The sequence below is a fragment of the Hyphomonas sp. J20-32 genome, assembly GCF_055808555.1.
In genome coordinates, this window is record NZ_CM147873.1 from 2475730 (window position 1) to 2493041 (window position 17312).

Here is a 17312-nt window from a genome sequence, read left to right on the forward strand (position 1 = left end):
GGACGGATGCGCATCGCGAAAAGGCTTTCGTCCCATGGCTAACGAAATTGTCAGGAAGATAGATCCGCGTGCTCGTGACCTTGGCGGTGGTTTCCGTGTTCGGCGGGTGTTGCCTCACCACGCACACAAGATGGTCGGACCCTTCATATTTTTCGATCATTTCGGTCCCGTGAAGTATGCGCCCGGCGACGGGTTCGACGTGCGACCACATCCTCATATCGGCCTCGCCACCGTGACCTACCTGTTCGAGGGGGCGATCCGGCACCAGGACAGTTTGGGAACCGATCTTGTTATCCGCCCCGGCGCGGTGAACTGGATGACTGCTGGCTATGGTATCGTCCATTCCGAACGCACGCCGCACCCCGAGCGCGACGCCGGCCAGAGCATGCACGGCCTGCAGACCTGGGTCGCGCTGCCGCTCAGCCACGAAGCCGCCGCGCCGTCTTTCGCCCACCACGCTGCCGATACGCTGCCTGCATTCAAAAAGAACGACGCTGACATTCGCATCCTCGCGGGTGAAGCCTGGGGGCACCGGTCTCCCGTCGAATTCCCATGGCCCATACTCTATGTCGCGATAGAAACGCCGGATTCCGCCAGTCTCGTACTTCCCGCCGACCTCGCCGTAGAGCGCGCGCTCTACCTGGTTTCAGGCAGCGCACGCATTGGCGGGGAACGGGTTCAGGAGGGCGTCATGCTAATCTTCGCGCCAGGCTGCGATGTGACTGTAGAATTTCTGCCGGGCACAAAAGCTGTAGTCTGTGGCGGCGCACCCATGGAAAAACCGCGCAAGATCGACTGGAATTTTGTCGCGTCCAATAAGGATATGATCGAACAGGCCAAACGGGACTGGAATGAATCCACGGCATCTCACGGAACAGACCGGTTTCCGCTGGTTCCCGGTGACGAAGAGGAATGGATCCCCCTGCCCTGAAATCGCCTCATTTGATTGACACCCCCGCCTCAGGCGAATTCCGGGAAGGGTGTTCGCCATACACAAGACAATAAAGTCTCAGAGAGGGTGAATTCATGAACATCAAACTTATCGCCGGTGCCGCTGCATCGATGGCTATGCTTGCCGCTTGCGCAACACCAACCGTTGCTGAATCTGAAACCGCCGCGAACCTCGATGCCGCTTCGGCTGAAGTTTCCGCTGATGTCGCTGCAGACGCAGCCGACGTGTCCGAAGAAGCCGTTCCGGCTGCGGAAGTTGCAGAAGAGGCTGCTGTCGAAGCCGCTGTTGCGGCTGAAGTCGCCGAAGCAGCCGACGAGGCGGACGTTGCTGCCGAAGCAGCCGACATTGCTGAAGACGCCGCAGAAGCTGCTGCCGACGCTGCCTCTGACGCGACCGCGGTTGCTGCTGAAGCCGCCGCCGAAGTTGCCGAAGAAGCAGCAGAAGAAGCTGAAGCTGCCGCCGAAAAAGCTGCTGAATAGTATCGAATAGACGGCCAGACGAATGAAGGCGGGGTCCAGCGATGGAGCCCGCCTTTTTGCTGGGTGCGGTAAATCCGCTGCATCTTGAAGCCTGACGCTGCGCATGCCAGACCCTGTTTCAAATTCTGCAAGACGCCCATTGGAGGGGCTGACATTCATGAAACATCTCGCACTCGCTGTGTCGTTCATTGCGCTTGCCGCATGTGGCGGCCCCAAGCAGGAAGCACCGGTCGAAGCACCCGTCGCCGAAACGCCGCCAGCTGAAACGCTACTCCTTCCACTGCCCACTGACACAACGGCCGATATCAACGCCAGCGATCTCGCGGTGCGTGTGAAATCTCTTGCCGACGATACGTTTGAGGGCCGCGGCCCCGGCACTCCCGTTGGCGAAGCAGCTGCAGCCTGGATCGGCGCGGAAATGGCACGCGTCGGCCTCCAGCCCGGCGGCGACGATGGGACCTATTTCCAGAAAGTGGCCATGGTCAACCAGACCATCGACCCGGCACAATCCTTCCTCACCTTCACCGCACCGGACGGCTCCGAAATGCCAACCGTCCTGAAGGAAGATTCTGTCATCTGGACCAAGCATCAGGATTCCACGACGATCTCCTTCGCCCCGTCCGACATCGTCTTCGTCGGCTACGGCGTTGTCGCACCGGAATATGACTGGAACGACTATGCCGGCCAGGACGTCACCGGAAAAACTGTCGTCATCCTCGTGAACGATCCCGGTTTTGCAACCGCAAATCCGGATCTCTTCAAGGGCAAGGCCATGACCTATTACGGGCGCTGGACCTACAAGTTTGAAGAGGCCGCGCGGCAGGGTGCCGCCGCCGCCGTCATCGTCCATGAGACCGAACCAGCCGCCTATGGCTGGGACGTTGTGAAGAACTCCTGGTCGGGAGCACAGTCAGATCTTGTCCGCGCCGATGGCGGCGCCGACCGCGCCCAGATGGAAGGCTGGATCAGCCGTGCCATGGCTGAAAAGCTTGTCGCTTCCGCTGGCCAGGATTTCGAAGCGATGAAAACCGCCGCAAAAACGCCCGGCTTCCAGCCTGTCCCGCTGACCGGCGTCAAGGCGACCGGCGAGATCGTGCAAACGATTGATCATCTCGACAGCCGCAACGTGATCGGTGTCCTTCCGGGCACTACGACGCCGGACGAATACGTTCTCTACACCGCGCACTGGGACCATCTCGGCAAGAAGACAGGCCAGAAAACCGGCGCCCCGGGCGAAGACTTCTATAGCGACCAGATATTCAATGGTGCCGTGGACAACGCAACCGGCGCTTCGGCCCTGCTGGAACTGGCTGAGGCGTTTGCTGCCGAGCCGCATGACCGGTCGCTCTTGTTCGTCTCGGTGACGCTCGAAGAATCTGGCCTGCTCGGCTCCGAATACTTCGCCGAACACCCGACCGTGCCGCTCAACAAGATCGTTGCGGGAATGAACATGGATGGCGCGCTGCCCGTTGGCCGCACGCACAACATGGTCGTGATCGGCTATGGCGCATCCGAGCTTGAGGATCGCCTTGCTGAAGTCCTGAAGGCCAGCAACCGCGTCATCACGCCAGACGGCAAGCCGGAAGCGGGATATTTCTATCGGTCCGACCACATCTCGCTCGCCAAGCGCGGTGTGCCGATGCTCTATGCCGACGGTGGCGAAGACAAGCTTGAAGGCGGTGTTGCCGCCGGCAAGGCCGCTGCCGCTGCGTACACGGCCGAACGCTACCACAAGCCGATGGACGAATATTCGGACGACTGGGACCTGTCCGGCTTCACCGAAGACATCCAGGCGCTCTTTGCTGTGGGTCAAGGTATCGCCGACTCCGCCGATTGGCCAACCTGGTACGCCGGCAACGAGTTCGAGGCCGCCCGCAAGGAATCGCTCGCGGTCGAATAGACGCGAACGACCAAACGTCTTAGTCCCGGATGGCCCTGACGGCCGTTCGGGACTATTTCATTCTGACGCCAGAAAGACGCCTTCATGCTTTCCTACCAACATGGCTATCACGCAGGAAACCGCGCCGACGTGCTCAAGCACGCCGTCCTTCACGCGCTGCTCGGACACATATCGGCGGCGGGCAAGCCGGTCCTCTATGTCGAAACGCATTCGGGGCGCGGGCAATATGACCTGACCGGCGAGCAATCGCGAAAGGGCGGCGAAGCGGATTCCGGTATCCTGGCGCTTCACCATGGCAAGCCGCCCCGCGCGCTGAAGCCCTGGGTCTCCCACGCCGAAGCGTGCGGCATGAAAAACTATCCGGGGTCTCCTGCCCTGGCGCTTCAGCTATTGCCGCCGACCGCCCGCATGGTGTTCTTTGAAAAGCATCCTGCAGAATACGCTGCATTGGAAAAAGCCGTCGGCAAAGACCCCCGTGTGCAGGTCAAGCATTCCGACGGTTATTCCGGCGCGCTTAAACTCTCGCCCCGGGGCGGCGAGCAGATGGTCTGCTTTGTCGACCCGAGTTATGAGACCAGTCGCGACATTGACGCGCTCGCGCTCTGGACACCGCGCGCCCTGAAGCGCTGGCCACAGGGCATCCTGATCCTGTGGCTGCCCCTCTTCCGGGACGGACGCGAAGCCGAATTTGGCGAATACCTGTCCGGCCTCGACGACTGCATCATCGCAGGCGCCCGTTGGCCGGTGGATGTCGATGACGAGAGCGCCCTCGAAGGGTCGGCCATTGTTGCCTTCCGCGCGCCCTCTGCTGCCAGCAAGCCCAGCCACGCCATCGCCGCGGCGATCCAGTCATGGTGGTCATCGCCGGCAGCCAGCGCATGACCCGTATCCTCCTGATCGGCGGAGGACATACCCACGTGGTGGCGCTAAGGCACCTCGCCCGGCGCAAACCAACCGGACTGGACCTCCATCTGATCAGTCCGGACGCCTCGACATCCTACAGCGGGCTGCTGCCCGGCCACATTGCCGGGCACTGGTCCCGCCACACGCTTGAAATACCCCTGCCACCCCTTTGCCACACCGCTGGCGCCACCCTGCACACTACCCGCGTAACCGCGCTGGACCCCGTCGCACAAACCGTCAGCCTCGGCACAGGAAACCGGCTATCCTTTGAATACGCGTCCCTCGACATTGGTGCGATTGCCGGGATCACCGGCCCGGAAAGCCTCCGCAAAATTGGCGTTCCCGTAAAACCGCTCGGCCCATTCGCAGATCGTTGGACGGCCTTCATATCCGAAGTGGAAAGCGGCGCACTTCCACCCCACGCAGCCGTAATCGGCGCAGGAACTGCCGGCGTCGAACTTGCCCTATCGATGAAATACCGGTTGGACAGGTTGGGCCTTTCCCGACCGACCAAGGTGGCATTACTCGAACGTGGGTCCGTCATTGTGCCGGGTGGGAACGCGACAATGCGACGACATCTCCGGCGCGAGCTGGAACGAGCCAGCGTTTCAGTACTCGCAGGCGATCCTGTCGCAGTGGCAGACGCCAGCGGCATCCGCCTCGCATCAGGACTGGATATCCCGGCGGGATTTATCGCGCTCGCAACAGGCGCACGACCGCAGGCCTGGCTCACAGGGACTGGCCTCGCCTTGCACGACGGATTCGTATCCGTGGGGCCGACACTTCAATCCGTCAGCCATCCCAAAGTCTTCGCGTGTGGCGATACCGCCCACCTGACGTTTGATCCGAGGCCCAAGGCGGGCGTTTACGCCGTCCGTCAGGGGGCTGTGCTCGCCGAACAGTTGATCCGGATCGCCGCCCATCAGCCGCTCGCCGAATACCGTCCACAGGGGGACTACCTGAAGCTTGTCAGCCTTGGCCGCCGCCGCGCCATTGCTGAAAAATGGGGCATATCCCTGAACTTCCCCGGATTCTGGTGTCTGAAACGCCACATCGATTTCGACTTCATGGAAGGCGGCTGAAATTGTCTCAGCTCGGTCCTTCCGCCGAAGGCAGGCAAAATTGTACCGTCAGCGACTGGGAAATCCGTCAAAACCAATTCCCTTTTCCTCCGACTCCCTGCTAAAGGACGCGCATGAAAACCGCCGTAATTGTCTTTCCCGGTTCCAACTGCGACCGGGACGCGCAGGATGCCCTGGCCAAGGTCACGGGCAAGACGCCAGCCATGGTGTGGCACAAGGATGGGACGATCCCGTCTGATACAGACCTTGTCATGGTGCCCGGCGGTTTCTCCTACGGAGATTACCTGCGGTGCGGAGCCATTGCCGGCAATTCGCCAGTCATCGAACAATTGACCGCGCACGCCAAGCGCGGGGGCTACGTTCTCGGCGTCTGCAACGGTTTCCAGATTCTCTGCGAAACGCGCCTCCTGCCTGGCGCCCTCATGCGAAACGCGTCGCTTCACTTCGTCTGCAAACCGCAACGCCTGACAGTGGAAAGCGCGAATACCGCCTTTACGAGTGCTTATGCTGGTCGTGACACCGTCACGTTTCCTATCGCCCATCATGACGGCAATTATTTCGCCGACCAAACGACGCTTGACCGCATCGAGGGCGAAGGCCGCGTGACCTTCCGCTATGCCCAAGGCGAAAACCCCAACGGTGCAGCGCGCGATATTGCCGGTATCCTCAGCGAAAATGGTCGAGTGCTCGGCATGATGCCTCACCCGGAACGCGCTGTTGGCGGAACCGAAGGTGGCCTTGATGGACTCGGCGTGTTCGAAAGCCTCGTCAACGCAGCCTGAGACCGCTGGCCACGCGCAGCTGGCGCCCGTAAGACAACTGGCAACATGTCAAACGCAAACCTGCCGCCTCACCTTGCCCAGCGCCTTGCCCTTGCATCGGCGCTCAGGCAATCCGGCAAAGTGCCCGAAGCCATAGCGGCCTATCGCGCCGTGCTGGCCGAAGCGCCAAACCTGCCCGACAGCTGGTACAATCTCGGTTGGTTGCTCCGACGCGCCGGCGATCCGAATGCTGCGATCGCCGCCTATGATCGCGCCTTGTCGCTCAATGTCGCCGGGCCTGAAGAAGTGCACCTCAACAAGGGTGTGATCTTTGCCGACGACTTGCTCGACCCGGTCAGGGCCCAGGAAGCCTACCGCACTGCGCTCGCGATTAATCCCCGCTATGGCCACGCCCGGTTCAATCTAGCCAACACGCTAGAAGACCTTGGCGACCGCGAAGGCGCAGCGACAGAATACCGAATGCTGCTCCAACAGGCACCGAGCGAGCCTGAACCGCTCGCACGCCTTGCCAATCTGTCGAAGATCAACTCACCGGACGACGAACTTGTCACGCAGCTTCAATCTGCGCTGGCGCGGACCGATCTGCCCGCCTCTGCCCGGGCGAGCCTTGAATTTGCTCTCGGGCGCCTGTTCGATCAGGTCGGCGCGTATGATCGCGCATTTGCGGCGTTCAGGAACGCGAATGCCCAAAGCCGCGCATCGCGCGACCCGAACCAGCCTGGCTACGATCCTGCGCGCCAGGATGCGCTGGTGGACGCGCTCATTTCTCTCCAGGCTCCCGAACCAACCCCGCCCGCCAGCGTTGGCACGCTTTCGCCCGTGTTCATCCTCGGTCAGTTCCGGTCTGGCTCTACGCTGCTGGAACAGGTCCTCTCCTCGCACAGCGCCGTGACGACTGGTGGCGAGCTTCCCCTGTTGGGTATGATCGCAGCCCGCGACCTGAGACACTATCCGCTAAGCCTGGCGACGCTTTCTGCTGCACAGGCCACTGAGCTGCGCGAGGCATACCTGTCGGGTATGGCCCTCCGACTACCCGGTACAACAGGCATCGTGACGGACAAGCGCCCCGACAATTTCTATCATATCGGCCTGATCCTCAGGTTGTTTCCGGACGCACGTATCCTGCACACCGTCCGAGATCCCCGGGACACGTGCCTGTCAAACTACTTCCTCCACCTCAGCCACGCGCAGCCTCACGCCCTCGACCTTGCTCATCTCGGCCATCAGTACCGGGCTTACCAAAGGCTCATGGCGCATTGGAAGTCGATCGCGCCGGATAACATTCTCGATGTGAATTACGATGCGCTGGTGCGGTCACCAGAACCTGAAATCCATAAAGTTCTGACCTTCCTCAACCTGCCCTTTGACGCCGCCTGCCTCGACTTTCACAACAGTCGCACCCCTGTTAAGACGGCAAGCGTCTGGCAAGTGCGCGAACCGCTCTACCAGCAATCGTCCGGTCGCTGGCGGAACTATGAATCCCATATTGGACCACTCCTGGAGGCCCTGAATGACTGACCGTGCCGCGCTGATCGCGAAGCTGCCGAAAGCTGAGCTACACCTCCACATCGAAGGCAGTTTCGAGCCCGAACTGATGATGGCGATTGCCAAACGCAACGGAATTTCCGTGCCGTTCAAGACGTTGGACGAAGCGAAAGCCGCCTATGCGTTCTCAAACCTCCAGGAGTTTCTCGACATCTATTACCAGGGCATGGCCGTGCTTCTTCACAAGCAGGATTTCTATGATCTCACATGGGCTTACCTGGAGCGGGCGGCAGCCGACAATGTGCGCCATGTCGAGATCTTCTTTGATCCGCAAGCACACACTGAACGCGGAGTTGCATTCGCAACGGTTGCTGACGGTATCCTCGAAGCTCTCGATGACGGTGAAAAAAAGCTCGGCATCACCTCGCACCTGATCATGAGCTTTCTTCGCCATCTGAGTGAGGCGGACGGTTTCACGCTGCTCGACGAATCCGCCCCTTACCATTCGCGCTTCATCGGTGTTGGTCTCGACAGTTCCGAAGTCGGTCATCCACCGTCCAAGTTTGCACGCCTGTTCGCCAAATGCCGCGAGCTGGGTTTCAAGCTCTGCCTCCATGCCGGCGAGGAAGGCCCGCCTGAATATGTCCGCGAAGCGCTGATCGAAATCGGCGCAGACCGCATCGATCACGGCAACCGGTCAATGGAAGATGCTGCCCTCATCGAGGTCCTGCGCGATACCCAAACGCCTCTAACCAATTGCCCGCTGTCCAACTTGTCGCTTTGCGTGATCGATGACCTGCGGGACAGCCCGCTGAAAGCCCAACTGGAAGCCGGACTTCTCGTAACCGTGAACTCGGATGATCCGGCCTATTTCGGCGGGTATGTAAACCAGAACTATCGCGAGATTGCGGACGCGCTGGACCTGAGCGAGCAGCAGCTTGTTCAACTCGCCCGAAACAGCTTCACTGGTGCATTTCTTAGCGAGGCCGACAAGGCTCGCCACCTTTCCGAAATCGACACGGCGCTGGGAATTTGACAGCACTCCCCGGCGAATACAGAATTTCCGAGGAAACATCCATGTTGAAGAAGCTCATGATCGGCTCCGCCGCGCTCATCCTGTCGTCCTGCGCCAAAGATGCACCGAAGCAAGAAGAGGCGCCGGCTGTAGCGCCGGTCGCGGTTGAAGCCCCAACTTTCGAGCGCAATGATTATGCCGACATGGCGAATTGGCTGTGCCATCCGGGCAAGACGGACGATGCTTGCGCCGTCGACCTGACAGCGACGGAGATCGCACCTGACGGGTCCACGCGAATCGTGCCCTTCATGCCAGCCACCGATCCTGCATTCGACTGCTTTTACATTTACCCGACCGTCTCCTTCGACGTCACGCCCAATAGTGACATGCATGCCGGTCCTGAAGAGTTGAGCGTCATCGCGAACCAGTTCGCCCGCTATGGAGAAGTATGCCGTTTGTTCGCTCCGATATACCGGCAAACTACCCTGCTCGAGTTGCAGAACCAGATGACTACTGGCCAGACAGCTGCGAACGACGCCATGCGCTATGCCGACGTGATCGGCAGTTGGAACGCCTATCTCGCGAACGAGAACAACGGGCGCGGTGTGGTCCTAATCGGCCACTCCCAGGGCGCTAGCATGATCTATCAAATGCTTGAGAAAGATATTGTCAGCTCTCCTGCCAAGGACGGGCTCATTGCTGTCCACGCTATTGGGTACGAAACAGGAATCGACCCCGACACCGGCTTGGCATCCGGCCTTCCTGTTTGCACGGCTGCTTCTCAAACCGGCTGCATCGTCAGCTTTGCGAGCTTCCGCGAACCCACGCCGCCGTCGATCGACTCCTTTTTCGGGAAAGTCCAGGACGGCAAGCGGGCCGTTTGCACGAATCCGGCTCGTCTCGACAACGCCGATGGCAACCTCAAAGCCTTTATGCCGCGCCAGAGCCTTGGACGCTTGAAATCCAATGACTACGGCGTCGCAGTCGAAACGCCGTTCGTGACACTTCCTGGCCTCCTGACAGCGGAATGTGAAGCCAATGAAACGCATGATTGGTTGGCTGTTTCGATCAATGCCGATCCCGCAGACCCCCGCGCCGATGACATTCCTGGCGATCTTGTCTTTGATGGTAAAGTCGTCGCCGACTGGGGCCTGCATCTCGTCGATATGAACCTTGCAATGGGCAATCTCGTCGAATTGGCGAAAACAGAGGGTGCGGCCTGGCAGGCAGCCCATGCGCCCGAGTGAGCACAATCAGGCTGGCGACTCGGGCACTTTGCGTTTAAAGCGCCCGCATGCCTGATACATCCGCGATACTCGCCCACCTGACCTCCACTCAGACTGCCAAAGAAGGCGTCGAACACGGCATCAAGGCCGATGAATGGGACCGGCTGGTCACCCGCCTTGGCCGCCAGCCGAACCTGGTCGAGCTCGGCATCTATTCGGTCATGTGGTCCGAGCATTGCTCGTACAAGTCATCACGGCGCCACCTGTCGAAATTCCCGACCAAGAATGCCCGCGTGATCCAGGGCCCCGGCGAGAATGCGGGCGTGATCGATATTGGCGACGGACAGGCAGCCATTTTCAAGATGGAGAGCCACAACCACCCTTCCTATATCGAACCCTACCAGGGCGCAGCGACAGGCGTCGGCGGCATCCTGCGCGACGTGTTCACCATGGGCGCGCGGCCGATCGCGCTGGTGAACGCGCTTCGCTTCGGCGATCCGAGCCACCCGAAGACGCGCAGCCTCGTGGCCGGTGTCGTCGCAGGCATTGGCGGTTACGGCAATTGCGTTGGCGTGCCGACAGTCGCAGGCGAGACCCAGTTCGACGCGGGCTATAATGGCAACATCCTCGTCAACGCCATGGCCGTCGGCCTCGCGGACCAGGACAAGATTTTCTATGCGCGCGGCGCCACGCCCGGCAACCCGATCTTCTATGTCGGCTCCAAGACAGGCCGCGACGGCATCCACGGTGCAACCATGGCCTCGGCGGAATTTTCCGAAGGCGACGAGGAGAAACGCCCCACTGTCCAGGTCGGCGACCCGTTCACCGAAAAGCTGCTCATCGAAGCCTGCCTTGAACTGATGGCGACCGACGCCATCCAGGCCATCCAGGACATGGGCGCAGCCGGCCTTACGTCATCTTCCGTCGAAATGGCAGCCAGCGGCGGCGCCAACGGCGAAGGCATCGGCGTGGTCATGGACCTCGACAGGGTGCCCCAGCGCGAAGAGGGCATGACCGCCTACGAAATCATGCTGTCGGAAAGCCAGGAGCGCATGCTCATGGTACTCTATCCCGACAAGATCGACATGGCGAAAGCCATCTTCGACAAGTATGACCTCTCGGCCGAAGTTATCGGCGAGACGACAGACACGGGCCATCTCGTGCTCAAGCAATTCGGCGAAATTGTTTGCGACATCCCGGTCGCACCGCTGGCCGAAGACGCCCCCAATTATGACCGGCCATGGGTGGAGCCACCCAAGCGCGCGGCGCTCGATATCTCGAAATTCCCGGAGCCGGAAGACTATGGCGACGTCCTGCTCAAGCTGATGTCCTGCCCGGACATGGCGTCCAAGCGCTGGATCTGGGAACAGTATGACCGCCACGTGATGAACGACACGGTCGATAGTTCGCAGAGCATGGGCAACGCCGCCATCGTCCGCATCCACGGAACGAACAAGGCGCTCGCCATCTGTTCCGACTGCAACCCGCATTACGTCGCTGCCGACCCCTATGAAGGCGGCAAGCAGGCCGTTGCGGAAGCCTATCGCAACCTCTCTTCGGTCGGCGCAACGCCCATCGCGATCACCGACAACCTGAATTTCGGAAACCCGGAAAAGCCCGCCACGATGGGCTATATCGTCAAGGCCATCGAAGGCATGGCCGAAGCCTGCCGCGTGCTCGACTTCCCCGTCGTATCCGGCAACGTCTCGCTTTACAACGAGACCGACGGTGTCGCCATTCCGCCAACGCCCGTCGTCGGCGGCGTCGGCCTGATCGAGGATGTCAGCAAGATCGCGACGCTGAAAGGCGCGCAATCAGGCGACGTGCTCATCCTGATCGGTCAAACCAGGGGACATATGGGAGCGTCGCTTTATGCGCGCGAAATTCTTGGCCTGAAAGGCGGCGCCCTGGGCGCCCCGCCGCCGGTCGATCTCGAAGTCGAAGAGCGAACTGCAAAGTTTGTTCACGATCTCATCCATGCCGGCTTCGCGAACGCTGTCCACGATGTGTCGGATGGTGGCACCGCCTGCGCGATGACCGAGATGGCCTTGTCAGCAGGTATTGGCGTCAAGTTCTCGTTCCAGGGCGATCATCCTGATGTCGTCGAACTTTTTGGCGAAGATCAAGCTCGCTACCTTATCGCCGTCCAGCAAGGCCACATTGATGAATTTGATCACCTCGCCAACGCATCAGGTACGGACTATTTGGCGTTTGCAAGCTTTGAAGGCGACGCCATTTCCGGCACCACGTCCGGTGGCAGGACAATCAACCTCTCCCTCGCCCGCCTCCGCGAAGCGCATGAGGGATGGCTACCGGCCTACATGAACGCAATCGACTAGTCGGTGGACTTCATCCCCTCGATCTCTTCGAGGTCATTGTCCGCCGCCATCGCTGCGATGACGAGCGTGTCGCCGGCGCGGGCAAAGAAGTCCGGTGTGATCTCGGAATAATCATCCGTCGGCTGGTGATAGCCTGGATGATCCTCAACACCGAAATACAGGAACGGGACTCCGGCTGCGTGAAAGACCGCATGGTCTGACTGGGTCGTCCAGTCGTCAGCCACGCCCAGCGCCGGATCATCGTGCCCGGGGATCAATTTGACAGGTGCGTCTGCAGCCACCCGCTCCACCAGTGGACGTAGGAACGGATAGTGATACGGCCCGGCAACATAGAGCTCGTCCTTCGGCGACCGGCTCACCATGTCGAAATTCATGTTCAACACGACCCGGTCCATCGGGACGACCGGGTCGACCACAAGCGCATGCGCCCCAAGATATCCGATCTCTTCGCCATCGAGCGCCGCGAATACTATGTCGTGCATCGGCCGATGCCTTGAAAAATAGTGCGCCAACGCAACCAGCGCTGCGGTGCCGGACGCATTGTCGTCGGCGCCATTGTAGATTTCGCCATCCACTATCCCAAGATGGTCGTAGTGCGCCGTGACAAGCAGGACCGGGCCTTCGCCGGGTGTGTTGCCCGCAATCCAGCCGACCACATTGGCGCCACCCACTGGCACGGCCTCCTCCGTGTCAGGTGTCGCCGTGAATGGCAGAATGAAACTCTCTCCCACCCGGCGCAGACCCAGCGTCTCGAATCGCTTCTGGATGAAGTCCCGCGCCGCCTCGTTGCCGCGCGAACCGGTTGCCCGGCCCTCCAACGCATCGCTGGACAGCGTCTCGGTCAGGCGCAGCATGGCGCCCGCGTCGATGTATCGGGCCTGGTACTGAACCATGCCAGGCGATTCATCGTTGTGCCCCGGCGAGACGAGCGTCCAACCGATCACCAGCGCTGCAATCCCCAGGATCGCCGCCAGGCTCCACGCCTTCCTGCTACTCATCGCTGTACCAGCTCCACTCGTGATCTTGACCCTGCCCTGCCCCACGTCCATGTGCCTAGCTCAATTGAGGACACGCTGCCATGGCCATGACCCGCGACACCCTGCTCGGTTACCTGACCGACGCTTTCCCGGACGCCGAAATCACGCTCACCGATCTCGCAGGCGACGACAATCACTGGCAGGCCGAGATCGTCAGCCCGCAGTTTGCCGGTCTAACGCGTGTGAAGCAGCACCAGCTTGTCTATGCCGCCCTGAAAGGCACGATGGGCGGCGAATTGCACGCTCTCGCCCTGAAGACGAAGGCGCCCTGATGCATCAACCGGGGACCAGGAAGTCCCGCTTGCCCAGGACGACACCTTGATGGCGCAACAGTCCGTAGGTCATCGTAGCGTGGAAAATCAGGTTCGGCAGAACGAATGAGGTCAGGTATTGGCGTCCCTGCATCGGCATGGTTTGCGGGCCGAGCGGGATTTGCAGCGTCTCGAGCTCATTCGCATTGATCTTGGCGTCGTCCATCGAATTCACGAACGCCATGGCCGCCTCGCAACGCGTCATCAGTTCGCCAAACGTGGTCTCAGTGTCCGGAAAGCTCGGGATATCCGCGCCAGCGAGGCGCGCTGCACCACGGGCGGCATTGTCACAGGCAATCTGGACCTGTCGGCTGAGTGGCAACATGTCCGGGTATATGCGGGCGGCAAGAAAAACCGAATCCTCAACATCGAGCGCGCGTGCGTGGGCTTCACCCTTTTTCAGCGTGCTGCGTGTCGAACCGAGCATTTGATTGACGGACGTCTTGAAGACGTAGGACAGGGTGTCGTTCATGTGAAAGAAGCTCCATTTGTGACTTCAAGCATAGCGCCTGAATATTGAAAGTATCAATCATTATTTTCTCGCGTGGCCCGATTGACCTATGTTGCGCAATCCTGTCACTTCGCGGCAAATCTCACCAAGGGAGTCCCTACTCACCATGCGTTTTTCACTCGCAACCAGCACTATCGCGCTAACTATTGCCCTATCCGGCTGCGCCGCCGCCAAGGACACGCTTCAGGAAACAAGGCCCGTTGCAGCAGAATCCGTCACCGAGTCCGCCACAGTCACGGAAGCAAGGGCGTTCATGGCTCGCGCGGAATCGGAACTGTCTGACATGTCGGACGAGGCGAGCCTCGTTTTCTGGGCTCAGGCAACCAACATTACAGATGAAACCAATGCGGCCGCCGCCGAAGTGGGCGCCCGCGCCACGAAGCTTTCCGTCTCGCTCGCCAATGAATCGAAAAAGTTCAACCTCGACGACCTGCCGGCAGACCTCGCACGCAAGATGACACGCCTGCGCGCCGGCATCACGATTCCCGCCCCGTCCACCGAAGGCGCGGCCGAGGAGCTTGCCAAGATCACGACTGGCCTTGATGCAACATACGGAACAGGCACATTCAACTACAAGGGCAAGGACCTGACGCTCGACGAACTCTCCACGATCATCGAGACCTCACGAGATCCAGAAGAGCTAAAGGCTGTCTGGGAAGGCTGGCGCACAGTTTCACCGGCTATGAAGGACGACTATGCCCGCATGGTCGAGATCGCCAACGAAGGTGCCCGGGAGCTGGGCTATCCAAGCCTCGACCAGATGTGGCTGTCGAACTACGACATGGCGCCTGAAGAGATGGAGGCGGAAGTCGACCGTCTCTGGGGGCAGGTGGAGCCACTCTACAACGAACTCCACTGCTATGCCCGGGGCAAACTCAACGCGCAGTATGGCGATGACATCCAACCCAAGACCGGCCCCATCCGCGCCGACCTGCTCGGCAACATGTGGGCGCAGGATTGGTCGGGCATCTATGACGTCGTGAAGACCGACACGCCGGGACCAAGCTACAATCTCACCGCGCGCCTCGTTGAAAAGGGCTATGATCCGCTCAAGATGGTCAAGACCGGCGAAGGCTTCTTCACCTCCCTCGGACTCGCGCCGCTTCCTGCCACGTTCTGGGAACGCTCCATGATCACCCGTCCGGAAGGCCGCGAAGTCGTCTGCCATGCTTCCGCCTGGGATCTAGACAACAAGGAAGACGTACGCATCAAGATGTGCACCGAGGTCAATGAGGAAGACTTCGACACGGTCCACCATGAACTGGGGCACAATTTCTACCAGCGCGCCTACAAGGATCAGGACCTGCTTTACAAGGACGGTGCCCACGATGGATTCCACGAGGCCATCGGCGATTTCATCGGCCTGTCGATCACGCCTGAATACCTCAAGCAGATTGGGTTGATCGATGAGAGCGAAATGCCGCCGGCGGATGCCGATACAGCGCTCCTTCTCAATACGGCGCTCAAGAAGGTCGCCTTCCTGCCCTTCGCATTAACGGTCGATGGCTGGCGCTGGGACGTCCTGTCCGGCAAGACTGCGCCTGAAGACTATAATGACGCCTGGTGGGCCAAACGTCTCGAAATGCAAGGCATCGTGCCGCCCGGCCCACGCCCCGCCGACGCATTCGACCCGGGGGCGAAGTATCATATCCCGGGCAACACGCCGTACCTGCGCTATTTCCTGTCCTACGTTATGCAGTTCCAGTTCCACAAAGCGGCTTGCGAGCAAGCCGGATGGGAAGGCCCGCTTCACCGTTGCTCAATCTATGACAACAAGGAGGTCGGCGAACGCTTCAATGCAATGATGGAAATGGGTGCATCGAAGCCTTGGCCTGATGCGCTGGAATCCTTCACCGGCACCCGCGAGATGGATGGCAGCGCGATCGTCGAGTATTTCGATCCGCTGATGGTCTACCTGAAACAGGAAAATGCCGGTCAGTCTTGCGGCTGGAACGAAGCTGAATCCGAGTAGATCACTGCCGTTGTGCGCGGTGGCCCGCTTGACTAGGGCCGCCGCGCACCACACATCAGCCCGGAACACGTATTTCAGGAACCTGCCATGACCGACCAGACCACGCTTGATGCCATCGAAAAGGCCGTCAAATCGAATGACGTTGTCTTGTTCATGAAAGGCACCCCGACGTTTCCACAGTGCGGGTTCTCGTCAGTCGTCGTGCAGGTCCTCGACTATCTCGGCGTCGAATACGTCTCGACAAACGTGCTTGAAGACGCAGCCGTACGCGAAGGCATCAAGGTCTATTCGCAATGGCCCACGATCCCGCAGCTCTATGTGAAGGGCGAATTCGTCGGTGGCTGCGACATCGTCAAGGAAATGTTCGAAAGCGGCGAATTGCGAGACTTTTTCCAGGACAAAGGTGTCGAAGTCGAAGCGGCCTGACGTCAGGCGAACAGGTAAAGGCCCCCCAGGACCAGCAACGGTATGACCGACATGCCGAACAGGTTGCGCGTGAATGCGTAGGTGCCGATCCATTTGTCGATCTCCGGATCACCTGACGACGCCGTGGTCGTCACCATTTCCACTCTCTCACCCTTGATGACCGTGTCGTCAGACAACATGTATTTCTGCAGCGATCCTTCCGTCAGCAGGGCACCGAAATAGAACAGGCCGCTGAATGTGATGCCCGCAAAGGCAAAGCTCATCACAATGGGGGCAAGTTCCTGCTCGCGAAATTGCCCCATCAACCAAAGCGACAAGACAAAAACCAACGCGCCTGCGATCAGCGCGCCAACCTGCAGCAATCGCAGCTTCCTGAAGTCCGGTTTTTGAGTCATGCGAGTCCCCTTCGCAGCGATACGAAAGTTTATAGCAAATCCAGGGGCAGAACTGTACCCGCCTGCCTGTCAGTCACTTATGAGACTCACAACCATCTCCGGCGCAGCAGCCAACGCGCACCCGGCGCAGTTATCCGGGCGCAGGCTCAGCGGCACAAGCATCACAATGAGACTGAACAGCAGGCCCGACAAATAGCCCTTGCGCCGGTGGAACGGCATCGGGTAACAGGCCCGCGCAGATTTGCGCCAGCGGACGAGCACATAGCCGATCAGGAACGCTCCCACACCTGAAGCAAGCCAATACAGCGCGCTTGCGCCAAACACTGCCATCGAAACCTCCGCGTCGCCCCCAAAGGCTTTTATATCACAGGCGTGTTTTCCGGCGCGAAAACGAAACGTGTAATATTTGCCGATCGTGTTTACGTCCCTTTAGCCACCGGCACCGGGCAGACAGCTGAGACAATCGGCTCGCAAACGCCGCGCGATGTGCTAAAGCG

The 17312-nt window shown here is 60.1% G+C and carries 17 protein-coding genes; 13 read left to right on the plus strand and 4 right to left on the minus strand.

What is annotated here, in order from left to right:
- Positions 1 to 34: 34 nt before the first annotated feature.
- The 10 genes from AC0L7I_RS12055 (at position 35) to purL (ending at position 12163) form a co-directional block, all read left to right on the plus strand.
- Positions 35 to 931, plus strand: coding sequence for a pirin family protein (locus tag AC0L7I_RS12055; protein WP_473396667.1), 897 nt, complete (start codon positions 35 to 37; stop codon positions 929 to 931).
- Between the two features lie 95 nt (positions 932 to 1026).
- On the plus strand, positions 1027 to 1431 hold the full coding sequence (locus tag AC0L7I_RS12060) for a hypothetical protein (RefSeq protein ID WP_473396668.1): 405 nt from the start codon (positions 1027 to 1029) through the stop codon (positions 1429 to 1431).
- A 157-nt stretch (positions 1432 to 1588) separates the two neighbouring features.
- Entirely contained in the window at positions 1589 to 3331 is a 1743-nt protein-coding gene (locus AC0L7I_RS12065) for a M28 family metallopeptidase (RefSeq protein WP_473396669.1), read from the plus strand.
- Between the two features lie 84 nt (positions 3332 to 3415).
- Positions 3416 to 4213, plus strand: a complete 798-nt coding sequence (rlmJ, locus tag AC0L7I_RS12070) for a 23S rRNA (adenine(2030)-N(6))-methyltransferase RlmJ (RefSeq protein ID WP_473396670.1) — start codon at positions 3416 to 3418, stop codon at positions 4211 to 4213.
- Positions 4183 to 5316, plus strand: a complete 1134-nt coding sequence (locus tag AC0L7I_RS12075) for an FAD-dependent oxidoreductase (protein ID WP_473396671.1) — start codon at positions 4183 to 4185, stop codon at positions 5314 to 5316. The genes rlmJ and AC0L7I_RS12075 overlap by 31 nt, the downstream gene beginning before the upstream one ends.
- 113 nt (positions 5317 to 5429) lie before the next feature.
- Positions 5430 to 6098: a phosphoribosylformylglycinamidine synthase subunit PurQ gene (purQ, locus tag AC0L7I_RS12080; protein ID WP_473396672.1), complete on the plus strand. Its 669-nt coding sequence runs from the start codon at positions 5430 to 5432 to the stop codon at positions 6096 to 6098.
- 45 nt (positions 6099 to 6143) lie between these two features.
- On the plus strand, positions 6144 to 7616 hold the full coding sequence (locus AC0L7I_RS12085) for a tetratricopeptide repeat-containing sulfotransferase family protein (protein WP_473396673.1): 1473 nt from the start codon (positions 6144 to 6146) through the stop codon (positions 7614 to 7616).
- Entirely contained in the window at positions 7609 to 8619 is a 1011-nt protein-coding gene (locus AC0L7I_RS12090) for an adenosine deaminase (RefSeq protein WP_473396674.1), read from the plus strand. The genes AC0L7I_RS12085 and AC0L7I_RS12090 overlap by 8 nt, the downstream gene beginning before the upstream one ends.
- A gap of 41 nt (positions 8620 to 8660) precedes the next feature.
- On the plus strand, positions 8661 to 9845 hold the full coding sequence (locus AC0L7I_RS12095; RefSeq protein ID WP_473396675.1) for a DUF3089 domain-containing protein: 1185 nt from the start codon (positions 8661 to 8663) through the stop codon (positions 9843 to 9845).
- Between the two features lie 47 nt (positions 9846 to 9892).
- On the plus strand, positions 9893 to 12163 hold the full coding sequence (purL, locus tag AC0L7I_RS12100) for a phosphoribosylformylglycinamidine synthase subunit PurL (protein WP_473396676.1): 2271 nt from the start codon (positions 9893 to 9895) through the stop codon (positions 12161 to 12163).
- Here purL and AC0L7I_RS12105 read toward each other — a convergent pair.
- Positions 12160 to 13161 (minus strand): M28 family peptidase, encoded by a 1002-nt coding sequence (locus AC0L7I_RS12105; protein WP_473396677.1) that lies wholly within the window; start codon positions 13159 to 13161, stop codon positions 12160 to 12162. The genes purL and AC0L7I_RS12105 overlap by 4 nt on opposite strands.
- An 80-nt stretch (positions 13162 to 13241) precedes the next feature.
- Between AC0L7I_RS12105 and AC0L7I_RS12110 the strand changes: the two genes are divergently transcribed.
- Positions 13242 to 13472, plus strand: coding sequence for a BolA family protein (locus AC0L7I_RS12110; RefSeq protein WP_473396678.1), 231 nt, complete (start codon positions 13242 to 13244; stop codon positions 13470 to 13472).
- A gap of 4 nt (positions 13473 to 13476) precedes the next feature.
- On the opposite strand, the gene AC0L7I_RS12115 is transcribed toward AC0L7I_RS12110, so the two are convergent.
- A complete protein-coding gene (locus AC0L7I_RS12115) occupies positions 13477 to 13983 on the minus strand; it encodes a DUF1993 domain-containing protein (RefSeq protein ID WP_473396679.1) in 507 nt (168 codons plus the stop codon).
- A 145-nt stretch (positions 13984 to 14128) separates the two neighbouring features.
- Between AC0L7I_RS12115 and AC0L7I_RS12120 the strand changes: the two genes are divergently transcribed.
- Entirely contained in the window at positions 14129 to 15994 is a 1866-nt protein-coding gene (locus AC0L7I_RS12120; protein ID WP_473396680.1) for a M2 family metallopeptidase, read from the plus strand.
- Positions 15995 to 16081: 87 nt separating this feature from the next.
- On the plus strand, positions 16082 to 16420 hold the full coding sequence (gene grxD, locus AC0L7I_RS12125) for a Grx4 family monothiol glutaredoxin (RefSeq protein WP_473396681.1): 339 nt from the start codon (positions 16082 to 16084) through the stop codon (positions 16418 to 16420).
- Positions 16421 to 16422: 2 nt separating this feature from the next.
- Here the strand turns inward: grxD and AC0L7I_RS12130 are convergent, their stop codons facing one another.
- Entirely contained in the window at positions 16423 to 16815 is a 393-nt protein-coding gene (locus tag AC0L7I_RS12130) for a hypothetical protein (protein ID WP_473396682.1), read from the minus strand.
- A gap of 69 nt (positions 16816 to 16884) precedes the next feature.
- Complete coding sequence (locus tag AC0L7I_RS12135) at positions 16885 to 17145, minus strand: hypothetical protein (RefSeq protein ID WP_473396683.1); 261 nt, start codon at positions 17143 to 17145, stop codon at positions 16885 to 16887.
- Between the last annotated feature and the right edge of the window lie 167 nt (positions 17146 to 17312).